14 protein-coding genes are annotated in these 12,004 nt (G+C 70.7%); 5 read left to right on the top strand and 9 right to left on the bottom strand.

The window, feature by feature from the left end; genetic code table 11:
- Nucleotides 1–38: 38 nt before the first annotated feature.
- The 5 genes from ACLHRZ_RS28160 to ACLHRZ_RS28140 form a co-directional block, all read right to left on the bottom strand.
- A complete protein-coding gene (locus tag ACLHRZ_RS28160; protein ID WP_490421358.1) occupies nt 39–1,058 on the bottom strand; it encodes a methyltransferase in 1,020 nt (339 codons plus the stop codon).
- A gap of 32 nt (nt 1,059–1,090) precedes the next feature.
- Complete coding sequence (locus ACLHRZ_RS28155; RefSeq protein WP_490421357.1) at nt 1,091–1,837, bottom strand: polysaccharide deacetylase family protein; 747 nt, start codon at nt 1,835–1,837, stop codon at nt 1,091–1,093.
- Between the two features lie 159 nt (nt 1,838–1,996).
- Entirely contained in the window at nt 1,997–2,212 is a 216-nt protein-coding gene (locus tag ACLHRZ_RS28150) for a DUF397 domain-containing protein (RefSeq protein WP_490421356.1), read from the bottom strand.
- Nucleotides 2,209–2,757, bottom strand: coding sequence for a DUF5753 domain-containing protein (locus tag ACLHRZ_RS28145; RefSeq protein WP_490421355.1), 549 nt, complete (start codon nt 2,755–2,757; stop codon nt 2,209–2,211). The genes ACLHRZ_RS28150 and ACLHRZ_RS28145 overlap by 4 nt, the downstream gene beginning before the upstream one ends.
- Nucleotides 2,657–2,950: a helix-turn-helix domain-containing protein gene (locus tag ACLHRZ_RS28140; RefSeq protein ID WP_490421449.1), complete on the bottom strand. Its 294-nt coding sequence runs from the start codon at nt 2,948–2,950 to the stop codon at nt 2,657–2,659. The genes ACLHRZ_RS28145 and ACLHRZ_RS28140 overlap by 101 nt, the downstream gene beginning before the upstream one ends.
- Before the next feature lie 204 nt (nt 2,951–3,154).
- Between ACLHRZ_RS28140 and ACLHRZ_RS28135 the strand changes: the two genes are divergently transcribed.
- Nucleotides 3,155–3,325 (top strand): hypothetical protein, encoded by a 171-nt coding sequence (locus tag ACLHRZ_RS28135; RefSeq protein WP_490421354.1) that lies wholly within the window; start codon nt 3,155–3,157, stop codon nt 3,323–3,325.
- Nucleotides 3,280–3,576 (top strand): DUF6255 family natural product biosynthesis protein, encoded by a 297-nt coding sequence (locus ACLHRZ_RS28130; protein WP_490421353.1) that lies wholly within the window; start codon nt 3,280–3,282, stop codon nt 3,574–3,576. Before ACLHRZ_RS28135 ends, ACLHRZ_RS28130 begins: the two co-directional genes overlap by 46 nt.
- 12 nt (nt 3,577–3,588) lie before the next feature.
- Here the strand turns inward: ACLHRZ_RS28130 and ACLHRZ_RS28125 are convergent, their stop codons facing one another.
- Nucleotides 3,589–4,422, bottom strand: a complete 834-nt coding sequence (locus tag ACLHRZ_RS28125) for an NAD(P)H-binding protein (protein WP_490421352.1) — start codon at nt 4,420–4,422, stop codon at nt 3,589–3,591.
- A gap of 131 nt (nt 4,423–4,553) precedes the next feature.
- Here ACLHRZ_RS28125 and ACLHRZ_RS28120 point away from each other — a divergent pair, with 131 nt between their 5' ends.
- From ACLHRZ_RS28120 to ACLHRZ_RS28110, 3 genes are all read left to right on the top strand, one after another.
- Nucleotides 4,554–4,832 carry a hypothetical protein gene (locus ACLHRZ_RS28120; RefSeq protein WP_490421351.1) on the top strand — a complete coding sequence of 93 codons (279 nt, stop codon included), beginning with the start codon at nt 4,554–4,556 and terminating at the stop codon, nt 4,830–4,832.
- Between the two features lie 69 nt (nt 4,833–4,901).
- Nucleotides 4,902–8,384: a carboxylic acid reductase gene (car, locus tag ACLHRZ_RS28115; protein ID WP_490421350.1), complete on the top strand. Its 3,483-nt coding sequence runs from the start codon at nt 4,902–4,904 to the stop codon at nt 8,382–8,384.
- 22 nt (nt 8,385–8,406) lie between these two features.
- Nucleotides 8,407–9,162, top strand: coding sequence for a helix-turn-helix transcriptional regulator (locus tag ACLHRZ_RS28110; RefSeq protein ID WP_490421349.1), 756 nt, complete (start codon nt 8,407–8,409; stop codon nt 9,160–9,162).
- Between the two features lie 13 nt (nt 9,163–9,175).
- On the opposite strand, the gene ACLHRZ_RS28105 is transcribed toward ACLHRZ_RS28110, so the two are convergent.
- From ACLHRZ_RS28105 to ACLHRZ_RS28095, 3 genes are all read right to left on the bottom strand, one after another.
- Nucleotides 9,176–9,718 carry a hypothetical protein gene (locus ACLHRZ_RS28105; RefSeq protein ID WP_490421348.1) on the bottom strand — a complete coding sequence of 181 codons (543 nt, stop codon included), beginning with the start codon at nt 9,716–9,718 and terminating at the stop codon, nt 9,176–9,178.
- Between the two features lie 131 nt (nt 9,719–9,849).
- Nucleotides 9,850–10,917, bottom strand: coding sequence for an AbrB family transcriptional regulator (locus ACLHRZ_RS28100; RefSeq protein WP_490421347.1), 1,068 nt, complete (start codon nt 10,915–10,917; stop codon nt 9,850–9,852).
- Nucleotides 10,918–11,204: 287 nt separating this feature from the next.
- A complete protein-coding gene (locus ACLHRZ_RS28095; protein ID WP_490421346.1) occupies nt 11,205–11,960 on the bottom strand; it encodes an SDR family NAD(P)-dependent oxidoreductase in 756 nt (251 codons plus the stop codon).
- Nucleotides 11,961–12,004 lie beyond the last annotated feature (44 nt).

Here is a 12,004-nt window from a genome sequence, read left to right as displayed (position 1 = left end):
CTGAGTGCCGCGCCCCGCAAGAGGCGCGGGGAACCCTCTCAGACGGCAGCTGCCTCGATCACGAAGTACGGAATCCCCGACCCGATGGGTGTGACCGAAACGAGCGACAGCCCCGCCCCCGCGAAGAGTTCGGAGAACTCGTCCCTGGTGCGCTCCCGTCCTCCGAGATTCACCAGCATGTTGAGGTCGCTCAAATAGTTCAGCCCTTCCTGCCGGTCGTCGGCGACCTCCGGCAACACCGTCTCGATGACGATCACCCGGCCGTTCGCGGGAAGAACGGCACGGATGTGGCGGAGGATCGTGGTGGACCGGTCGTCCGACCAGTCGTGCAGCACGCTCTTGAGCACGTACGCGTCGGCGCCCGCGGGGGCGGCGGCGAAGAAGTCGCCGGCGACGAGGTCGCAGCGCCCCGCCAGCCCCGCCCGCTCCAGCTTCGCCCCGGCCTGGGACAGCCCCTCGGCGGAGTCGTAGAGGATCCCGCGGAGCCCGGGGTTGGCCCGGAGCACCCCGGCGAGCAGCGTGCCGTCGCCGCCCCCGATGTCGGCGACGGTGCCGAACCGCCCGAAGTCACAGGCCTTGGGCAGGAGTTCCGCGGCGGTCCGGGTGCCCTCGCTCATGGCGATGTTGAAGTTCTCGGACAGCTCCGGTTCGCCCTTCAGATAACTGAAGTAGTCCGTACCGAAGACCCTCGCGAAGGACGGCTCGCCCGTCCGCATGCTCTCCCCGAGATACTCCCAGGAGCGGAGCATCGACGGCTCGGTCAGCAACCTGACCATGTAGGCCATGGACTCAGGGTGATCGGTGCGCAGGTAGGCGCCCATGTCGGTCACGGCGAAGGTGCCGGGGGCGGTCTCGGCGAGCAGGCCTATCCCGGTCAGCGCCCGGAGCACCCGGGTCGTCGCCTGCAGATCGGTCTTCCCCTCCGCGGCCAGTTCCTCCGCGCTGCGCTCGCCCTCGCCGATCCGGTCCAGCAGCCCGAGGCGCAGGGCATGGCCTGTCAGAAGCCCGATCATCGGGCCGAAGGCCAGTTGCATCATCCGTGAGCGGTACTCGGTCATACGACACCCCTTCGGATTCGAGTAAGCCCACCCTAACTCCCTTGCGGACAAAGCCGGGTGAGAGTTCGCAAATCCACGATGCGGTAGCCGCGCGCCCGGACGGCGTCGATGATCTGCGGCAGGGCCTCGGCGTCGAGGACGTGGCCGCCGTCCCCCACATCGTTGCCGACGTGCATTTGCACGATCTCGCCCGGGGTGAGGGCCGCGAGGGCCCGCTCGACCACCTTCTCGACGGTCATGCCGTGCGCGGTGCCGAGGTACCCCTTGGTGTCGGTGGTGAACTCGACGTCCGTGAACCCGAGGGCGTTCACCTCCGCGATCGCCTGCGGGGTGGTCTCGCTGTACGGGAACCGGAAGAGGGGCAGCGGATCGGTGTGCGCTGCCCGGCGGATGGCGGCATCGGCGCGCCATACCTCTTTGGCCATCGCGAGGCGGCCGAGGGTGCTGAAGTGCGGGTGGCTGTAGGAGTGACTGCCGAGGCCGTGGCCTGCGGCGGCCATGGCCCGTACGGCGTTGGGGTGTTTCTGGGCGAACCGCCCGGTGGGGAAGAAGGTTGCCGGCGCGGCGCGTTGGCGGAGGGCGGCGAGGGTGGCGGCGATGCCGCCTTCGTCCCAGGCGGCGTTGAAGGTGAGCGCGACGACGCGGTCGGCGGTGGGGATCCGGCGGACGGCGGTGTGGCAGACGTCCGGCTCCACCGGTCGGCTCGCCGCCGGGGCCGGGGCGGTGGCGGTGGCGAGCAGGGTGACGGTGATGGCGAGCACCCTCGCAAAACGGTTCATACCAGCTCAACGCGGGTGCCCTGCGGGCGGATTCGGGATTTGGGCTGTCGGAGTTACCGGTTCCGGTGATTGACGGGCGGCAAGTCGGGAGAAAAGGGACGCATGGCGGGGTTGCTCGGGCTTCCGGCAGTCCAAATCCCGAATCCGCCTCGGCCGCGACTACGGCCGAAACGTTCCTTCTTGGAGGGCGGCCACGAAGGCGGCCCAGGCGGGGGCGGGAACGGCGAGGGCCGCCCCGCGGGGGCGCTTGCTGTCCCGGACAGGGACTACGCCGGTGGTGGCGCCGCTCCGGCTGAACTCGACGCACTCCCCCTCATTGCCGCCGCTGTAACTGGACTTGATCCACTCCGCACCGGATATGGCACATATCGTCATTCTGTCCATTCCTCCATCACCCTGCGAATCAGGGCCAGCGATTCATCCGGGGACAGCGCGTCGGCGCGCAGCCGATCGTAGGTCACGACTGCTTTGGCCACGGTCTCCGGGGAGTCGATCACCTGTCCCGAGACCGGGTTCTCGACGTAGAGCGCGTCGGACTCTCCATCGCCCATCCTCAGCACGATGAAGCCCATATGCGTCGACGGGGCCCCCGACCTGAACGGGAGCACCTGGAGGGTGACATGCGGCGTGCTTCCCTCCGCAAGCAAGTGCGCCATCTGCCTGCGCATAACCTCGGGACTGCCGACCATGCGGCGCAGGCAGGCCTCGTCCAGGACGACCCAAAGGAGCGGAGGATTCTCCGCCGCCAACACCTGCCGCCGCTTCGCACGTCGACCCACCTTCGCGGCAATCTGGTCCGCGGTGTCGCGCGGGTGCGCCTTACGAAAAACCGCCTCCGCGTACTCCTCCGTCTGCAGCATCCCCATGACGAGCCCGGAGCAGTAGCTCAGAATCGCCGTTGCCCGCTGTTCCAACTCCACGTAAGGCTCGAACCACTCGGGGTACCCACGGCGGGCCGCCCTCTTCCGCAGCCGGGCGAAAGTGCCCGGCGTACCGAAAACCCTGTCGCACGCCTCGGCAAAACGCCACGCTGCCCAGCCGCTCCCCCGCCTCCACCTTGGCCACGTACTGCTGCCCGTACTGGGCCAGTTCACCGAGCTCCCGCTGACTCATACCCCTGGCCGTGCGCCACTCGCGCACCTCCGTGCCGAAATAGGCCGCTCCGCTGACAGGTGTCGTCACGCAAACCCCCTTCACCCCAGTGCCGTTGGGGTGGCCCCAACCCTGGTCACGGTAGGGGCGGGGCACCACGCTGGGGGCGAACCCCGAAGAACATCGCTCGCGTGAGTGAGCGACCGGCAAACAAAGGTTGCCCCGATGCCCCATACCCCGGAACCGACCCGCGAAGCCGCCCGCAGGGCACCCCGTTGTGCGGCGTGCGCGTGGATCAAGGACGAGCATGCCAAGGCCACGGCGGCGGGCGACCGTATGGCGGCCGACAAGTGGGCCGTCCTGATGGGCCGCCACCAGCGCTCGGACCACGGGTGAACAACTGCGCCCACCCGCAGGGGTGGGCCACCCACGACGGAGTCGACCACTGCGCCGCCGATTGCGGCACCAGGCGCTACCCCGGGTACGAGGCCCTCCGGATCGGGCTCGGTGAACGGCCCCGTTCAACTGCGCAAGCAGGAATCGCGCCAATGTCGGATCCCGTGGCCGTAGGATCCATTCCGCTGCCGCCGAACGGCGCCGGCAAGGGGGATTCAGCACCGCGCAGCGGCCCCGCTGCGCGGTGCTGATGGTCACCCGCGTCAGCGGAAAGCGGCCACGTTCTCCCGCGCCCACTGCGCGAAGGTCCCGGCCGGGAGGCCCGTCACCCGCTGGACCGTGTCGTGCACCTCGAAGAGACCGGGCCGCGGATCGCCGCCCATGAGATCCAGTACCTCCTTGGCGGTTTCGTCGCCGAGCGCGGCGGCGTACTGCCGGTGCGCGGCGTCCCGCGCGACCTCGACGCAGGTGAGGTCACGGCCGAGGGCCTCCGCGATGGCCGCGGTCTGCTGCCGCGGCGAGACCGCCTCGGGGCCGGTGAGCGGGTACGTGTGCCCGCGGTGCGCCGGGTCGGTGAGGGCGGCGTGGGCGACCGCCGCGATGTCGGCGGGGTGGACGGCGGGCAGGCCGGTGTCGGGGAACGGCGAGAACACCGAGCCGTGTTCGCGGATGGCCGCGGCCCACCACAGGGCGTTCGAGTCGAACTGCGTCGGGCGCAGGATCGTCCAGGCCGTCCCGCTGTCCTTCAGGGCCTGTTCGAGGGCCAGCCGCTCCCGGCTTCTGGCCAGGTGCGGGTGGGTCCCGGCGCCGAGGGACCCGAGCAGGACGACGTGCTCCACGCCGGCGGAGCGGGCGGCGGCCAGGACGTCCGTCTCGCCGCCGAAGCCCGGCACGAGGAAGAGCGAACGCACGCCGTCCAGGGCGCGCTTGAGCGTCTCGGGCCGAGCGAAGTCGCCCTCGACGGCCTCGATCCCCTCCGGGAACGCGGCCCGCCGCGGATCACGCGTCAGCCCGCGCACCGGCGAGGCGCCGGAACGGTGCAACTGCTCCAGCAGGATGCTGCCGACGGTTCCCGTCGCGCCGGTCACCAGAATCATGTTCAGGTCTCCGTGTCTCTCGCCCCGAGGTCGCTTCCTGCCACACGCTGGATCCTCAACTGCGCTTCAGGTCAAGCAGAAGCGGTGTAATCGACATCGCTGCCCCTCGCGATCCGGATTACCGTCGCCCCATGGAGATCGTCGTCGTGTACGAGCTCGACCGGCCGCCCGGCGCGGCCCGTACCGGGGAGGCCGGGGCGCAGGCCCCGGTGCGCGTGGTGCACGTGGCGCCGGGGGCCCCGGGGGACCCGGCGCATCCCGGGCCTCGGACGTTCTGCGGCAAGGACACCTTCGCCATGCAGAAGGCCCCGTGGCGGCCCGCGGACCGTCCCGGTTCCCCTTGGTACCCGCCGGAGTTCGCCGACCGCATCTGCGGCACGTGCGACAGCACGATGGAGGACGAGGGCTGAGCCCTGTCCACCACCCGCTTGGGCGAACCGGGTGAGCCGTGTTCGTACTCCCGTGCCATCGTGTTGACCATGGTTTCCGGACGCGACGCAGCGGCGCAGGAGACCGCCCGCCGCGTCCAGGAGCTGTGCGCGGTCGACGAACAGGTCCGCAAGGCGCTGCCGCTCGCTTCCGTCGTCGAGGCGATCAGCCGGCCCGGGCTCCGGCCGGCCGAGATCGTCGCCACGGTCATGGAGGGCTACGCCGACCGGCCCGCGCTCGCGCGGCGCGCGCGGGAGAGGCGGACGGCCGCGCAACTGCTGCCCTCCTTCGAGACGATGTCGTATCGCGAACTCTGGGCGCGGGCACGGGCCGTGGCCGCGGCCTGGTACCACGATGCCGACCGCCCGCTCCGGCCCGGCGGCGCCGTCGCCGTCCTCGGCTTCACGGGAGTCGACCACACGGTCCTCGACCTGGCCTGCACCTGCATCGGCGCCTTCTGCGTCCCCCTCCAGACCACCAGACCGGAGGATCAACTCCTCGCGATCCTGCGGGAGGTCGAGCCGCACACCGTCGCCGTCGACTCCGCGCACCTCGGCACCGCCGTCGGCTGCGCCCTCGGTGGTGCGCCGCCGGTACGGATCGTCGTCTTCGACCACGATCCCGAGGACGAGGCGCAGCGCTCCGCGCTCGCCTCCGCGCGCCGGCGCCTGACCGCTGCCGGGGTCGTCGTCGAAACCCTGGACGCGGTGCGCGAGCGGGGAGGCACGGCGCCGCCCGCACCGCTGCACACCTCCGGCTCCGAGGACGCGCTCGCGCTGCTCATCTACACCTCCGGCAGCACCGGCAACCCGAAGGGGGCCGTCTACACGGAGAAGATGTGCGCCACGCTCTGGCAGCCGTTCGGCGACGAGTCCGGCATTCCCGCGATCAGCCTCGACTTCATGCCCATGGGTCATCTCGCCGGGCGTGCCGGGCTGTTCCAGACCCTCGCGCACGGCGGCACCGCCTGCTTCACGGCACGCAGCGACCAGTCGACGCTGCTGGAGGACATCGCCCTCGCGCGGCCGACCCGGCTCACGGCGACCCCGCGCCTGTTCGACATGCTCCACCAGCGCTACCAGAGCGAGGTCGCGCGCCGCTCGGCGACGGGCACGGCCCGGGACGCGGCCGAGCGCGAGGTGAAGGACGAACTGCGGAACACCGTCCTGGGCGGACGCCTCCTCGCGGTCGACTGCGGGGCGGCTCCGCTGACCGAGGAGATGAAGGCCTTCGTCGAGTCCGTCGTGGAGGTGGAGGTCCGCGACCTCTACGGCGCCACCGAGACGGGCGGTCTGGTGACGATCGATCACCGCGTGCTGCGCCCGCCCGTCATCGACTACAAGCTGGCCGACGTGCCCGAGCTCGGCTACTTCGCCACGGACAAGCCGTATCCCCGGGGCGAGTTGCTGGTCAGAACGGAGAACGTGTTTCCCGGCTACTACAAACGCCCTGACCTCTCGGCCGGATTCTTCGACGCGGACGGCTATTACCGGACCGGCGACATCATGGCCGAGACCGGCCTGGACCGACTGGTCTACGTGGGCCGGCGCAACGACGTGCTGAAGCTGTCCCAGGGGGAGTTCGTGACCGTCTCCCATCTGGAGGCGGTGTACGCCGAAAGCCCGTTGGTGCGGCAGATCTATGTCTACGGCAACAGCGCACGTCCGTACCTTCTCGCCGTGATCGTCCCCACCGCGGAGGCCCTGCGCGACCACGACGCCGAGGCACTGAAACCGCTCCTCCGGGAATCGTTGCAGCACACGGCGCAAGCCGCCCGGCTCCAGCCCTACGAAATCCCGCGGGACGTCCTCGTCGAGACCGAACCCTTCACCGCGGACAACGGGCTGCTGTCGGGCGTCGGCAAACTCCTCCCCCCGAAACTCAAGGACCGCTACGGCGCGCGGCTCGAACGGCTCTATTCCGACCTGGACCGCGACCAGGCCGACGAACTCCGTTCGCTGCGCGAAGGAGCAGGCGGGCAGCCGGTCGTCGAGACCGTCGGGCGGGCGGCGCAAGCCGTGCTGCAGAGCGGACCGGCAGCCGCCGGCACGGACGTCCGCTTCGGCGATCTGGGCGGCGACTCGCTCGCCGCCCTGTCCTACTCGACCCTGCTCGGGGAGATCTTCGACGTCGAGGTCCCGGTGGGCATGATCCTCAGCCCGGCCAACAGCCTGCAGCAGCTGGCGGATTACATCGAGGAGCAGCGCCGGACCGGCCGCACCCGGCCCGCCTTCGCGTCCGTGCACGGGCGGGACAGCACCGAACTCCGCGCCGCCGACCTGACGTTGGACAAGTTCATGGACACCGGAACAACGGCAGCCCCCGCTGCCGCCGGTCCCTTCAGGACGGTCCTGGTCACCGGGGCCAACGGCTTTCTCGGCCGGTTCCTGTGCCTGGACTGGATGGAGCGTCTGGAGGCCGTCGACGGCACGGTGATCTGCCTCGTACGCGGAAGCGACGCGACTGCCGCACGCCGGCGCCTCGATGAAGCCGTCGACAGCGGCGACCCGGAGCTGAACGAGCGCTTCCGGGAGCTGGCCGCCCGGCGCCTGGACGTCGTGGCCGGCGACGTCGGCCTGCCGGACCTGGGGCTGGACGCCGCCACGTGGAACCGTCTGACGTCCTCGGTCGACCTCATCGTCCACGCGGCCGCGCACGTCAACCACGTTCTCGCCTATGACAAGCTGTTCGACGCCAACGTCGTGGGCACCGCCGAGATCGTCCGCCTGGCCGTCACCGGCCGCCTCAAGCCGCTGGCCTTTCTGTCGACCCCGGCCGTCGGCGCGCAGATCGATCCGGCGGTCTTCGAGGAGGACGGCGACATGCGCACCATGAGCCCGGTGCGCGTGATGGACGACAGTTACGCCAACGGCTACGGCAACAGCAAATGGGCGAGCGAGGTGCTGCTGCGCGAGGCGCACGACGCCTGCGGGCTGCCGGTGACCGTCTTCCGGGGCACCATGATGCTCGCCCACAGCCGGTACACGGGCCAGCTCAACCTGCCTGACGCGTTCACCCGCTGGCTGATCAGCACGGTCGCCACCGGCCTCGCACCGCGCTCCTTCTACCGCACCGACGAGCACGGCCGACGGCAACGGGCGCACTACGACGGCCTGCCCGTCGACTTCATCTCCGGGGCCGTCACTGGGCTGTGCGCCCGGCCCTGGACCGGGTTCCGCTCCTTCGACGTGCTCAACCCGCACGACGACGACGTCTCGCTCGACCGGTTCGTGGACTGGCTGACCGAAGCGGGCCTGCCGATCGAGCGGCTCGACGACTACGACGACTGGTTCACCCGCTTCGGCATCGCCAACCGCGCGCTGCCGGAGGAGCAGCGCGGACACTCGGTGCTCCCGCTCCTGCAGAGCTACCGCGAGCCGCAGCGGCCGCTCCACGGCCCCGTCCTCCCGGCGGACCGCTTCCGCGCCACCGTCGACGGCATCCCCCACGTGTCGCGGACGCTCGTCGAGAAGTACGTGTCCGACCTGCGCCACCTCGGTGTGCTGGCCACCGAGCCCGGTGGGCAGCAGTGATTCCGTTTGTCATGCTTGAGGGATGGCACAGCTCAGGATCAAGGACTATGAACGCATCCTCGACCTCGTCACCGCGGTGCTTCGGGAACGCGACCCGGATGCCTCCTGGCACCTGATAGCACGCGAGCTGTCCGCGGCCATGGGGGCGAACACGGTGCTCCTGTCCAAGTTGTGCCCCCTCGGCCGCACCGGTGTCATCGAGGCGTGGGCCCCGGACTGGCTCGGTCCGGAAGTCGGCGAGCTCATGCGGCTCCGGCTGCAGCAGGGGCACCCGATGATTCCGTATTTGCAGACCCACGAGCACAGCCCCGTCAGGATGACCGACCTCTGCGACACCTGGCGGAAGGCCGACTGGTACAACGACGCCCTCCGCACCTACGGCACCAGGCAGCAGCTCGGCGTTCCGCTGCCCGGGGACCCGGGCGGGCTGCGAGCCGTCACCTTCGGCCGTGAGGGCGACTTCGGTGAGCACGACATCGCCTTCGTCCGCCGGGTGCAGCCGTTGCTGATGGCGGTCGACAACCACATGCGCGAGCTCCGCCGCCTGCGCGCCGCGGTGGGTGCGCAGGCGCCCGTCGGCGACGTCGGCCTCACCCCGCGCGAGGGCACCGTGCTGGGGCTGCTCGCCGAGGGCCTCACCACGGAGGCGATCGGCCGCCGCCTGGCCATCTCGCCGCACACGGTCAACCGCCATCTGGAGAAGGTCTACCGGAAGCTGGGCGCCAACAACCGCGTGACGGCCACCGCCCGGGCGAGGGCGGCCGGGCTGGTGGTCTGACGCACGTCCGGGGTCAGGGCAGGATCTCCAGCTGAACGCCGCTGTTGCTGCCCTGGAGGCCGGAGGTCAGGCAGTCCGTGGGCAGTTGCCGGGGAGGGGCGGCAACGGTCCGCCGTGCGAAGTGTCCTGCGCCGCGGCCTTCGGTGACCCGGCCCGACTGCAGGGTGACCAGGACGCCCGCGACACGGACCGTGCCGGCGCTGTCGATGACGACCACCGACCGTCCGCCGTCGGCGTACCGGACGGTTTCGGCGCCGCCTCCATCGGACAGCGAGACGCAGGACGCCACGGTCGGGGGCCTGTCGAAGGAGCCGACGGCTGCGAGGGTGCGGCCGGGTCCGGTGGTGCAGGTGTACCGCTCGTCCGCGTGGACGCCGACCGGCCGGGGCAGCAGGGTGAGGGGTGGGGCGTAGCGGCTCATGGCCTGCCCCGTGCAGGTGACGGCCCCGTCCCCGCCGGTCCCGGTCCGGGCCTGACCCGCCGGGGCCCACACCAACGACGAGCACACCAGGGCCAGTGACCCCAGCGTCACCGCCATACCGCGCATTCCGAACACGCCCCCTCCAAGATGTCCGCACTGCAACTGCCGCTTGCCTGCCCCTCAGTCGCAGCCACCACCCCGTTGTCCCGAAGCACACCGCCCGCGCGTACCCGCCCGCACGCGCGGCCCCGTTCAGCCGGGCCACCTCACCGGGAGCCCACGGGCTCCGGCGCGCCCTCGGTGCGCCGCGCGGAGCTTCGGGACAACCACCCCTGGAGCAGGGGAAGCAGAAGCACCATGAGGAACAGCCGCAGCGTCTGCACGCTGGAGATCAGCCCCAGGTGCGCGTCGCCGGCCGATGCACTGGCGAGGACGGCGTTGATGCCGCCGGGCGTCGTCGCGAGATAGGCGTCGGCCCGGCTCACGCCGAGCACCGGGGCCAGACCGACGGCGAGCCCTCCGATGACTCCGGTGAGCAGCACGATCGCGCCCAGCACCAGCGGGATCATGCTCTTCAGCGCCCCCACGGTCGCACGGTCGAAGCGCAGGCCCACCTCCAGCCCGACGAGCACCAGCAGCGCCTGTTTGAACAGGCCCGTCGGCGAGTAGCCGTGCGTCAGGCCGAGTCCCGTGACGAGCGCGGAGAGCAGCATGGGCCCCAGGAGCACTGCGCTGGGCAGCCCGATGCGCCGGGCCAGGCGCGTACCGACGGCGGCCAGGACGAGGGTGACGGAGATCCCGGCCAGTTGGTCGCCCCTGGGCACCAGGGCCCAGGACCACCCGGCGGCAGCGCTCGCACCTCCGTCCGCGGGCTCGGCGATCAGCAGGGCGACCAGGGGTGCGGCAGCCGAGATCACGGCGACGCGCAGGTACTGCATGAAGGCCACGACCCGGGAATCCGCGCCCATGTCCTTCGCGCAGGACGTCACGGCCGCCGATCCCCCGGCGATCATTCCGAGGGTCGCGGTGAGCCGGTCCATGCGGCCGGTCCGGGCGACCAGGACGGCGATTCCGACACTGAGGACGGTCGTCACCAGCGTGATCATCGTCAGCGGAAGCATGGCGCCGACGGCGTCGCGCAGGACCGAGATCTGCAGGCAGGCACCGATCATGACGCCGATGAGGGCCTGCACGCTCTGGTCGACGGTTTTCGATATGGAACGCCGCCGTCTGCCCCGCAGGGCGATCACGGCCCCGGCGAGCAGCCCGAGGAGGAGCTGGGGCGCCGGGGCGCCCAGCGGTTCGAGGACCGCCGCGACGGCGAGGATTCCCACCGAAATGAAAGTGATTTCCAGCGGGCCGCCGGCTGAATTCCGGACCCGGCTGGAAATCCGCTCGGCCACGTACATCGCGCACTCTCCGGGGTTATCGGCAATCCGGAGACCATAGCGGACGAAGAGAGGTTACCAATGGGTAAATTCCTCTCTTCATCGCCGTGCACAAAACTCGGGACCGACATCCTGCGGTAAACCCGCAATGGAATTGCAGGTTTGTGCGGATGTGCCGCAGCACAGTAATTCCTGCCGGATGAAAGGGGGCTGACGTTGCGTCCGCCATGCCCTCAGTAGTCCATGATCGCCCCGCACGAGATGTTCACCGTGGCCGCCGTCATCGTGCGGGCGCGGTCGGAGGCGACGAAGGCCGCCACGTGACCGACGTCCGCCAGCGTCGCCGTCCACGTGAGCAGGCTCGCCCGCTCCAGGCCGGCGACCATCTCGGTGCGGCCGGGGAAGCCCTCGGGAATGGTCTCCGGCACCCCGCCCGTCTTGAGGGTGACGAACCGGATGCCGTGCCGCCCCAGTTCGCTCGACCACTGGCGGCGCTGCCCTTCCAGGGCGTCCAGCGCGATCTTGAAACCGCCGAGCTCGGGCAGCGTGTGCGGGCCCGAGCCGCCGAAGGCGAGGATCACGCCCGTGCCGCGCGGGATCATGTGGCGGGCCGCGGCGCGGGTGGTGAGGAAGTGCGTGCGGGTGGCGGTGGTGACCGGCCGGAGGAAGTCCTCGGCCGAGATCTCCATCAGCGGCGCCTGGACGTCGCCGTACGAGATCAGGTTGAACGAGATGTCGATCCGCCCGGCCCGCTCGGCCACCGCGTCGACGTAGAGGTCCACCGCCTGTTCGTCCAGGGCGTCGACCCGGTCCGTCTCGGCCGTGCCGCCCACCGCGCGGATCCTGTCGGCCACCGCGTCGAGCGACTCGAAGGACCGGCCCGACAGGAAGACCTTCGCCCCCTCACGCGCGAACGCACGCGCCACCGCACCGCCGACGGGGCCGCCCGCGCCGTAGATCAGGGCGACCTTGTTCTCCAGGAGCGCCACGACCGCTCACCGCCTAGCCCTTCAGTTGGAGATCAGGGGCCCTG

The organism is Streptomyces sp. AM25 (assembly GCF_058146165.1).
The sequence above is the reverse complement of the archived record's forward strand: the minus strand, read 5'-3'. Positions and strand labels throughout refer to the sequence as shown.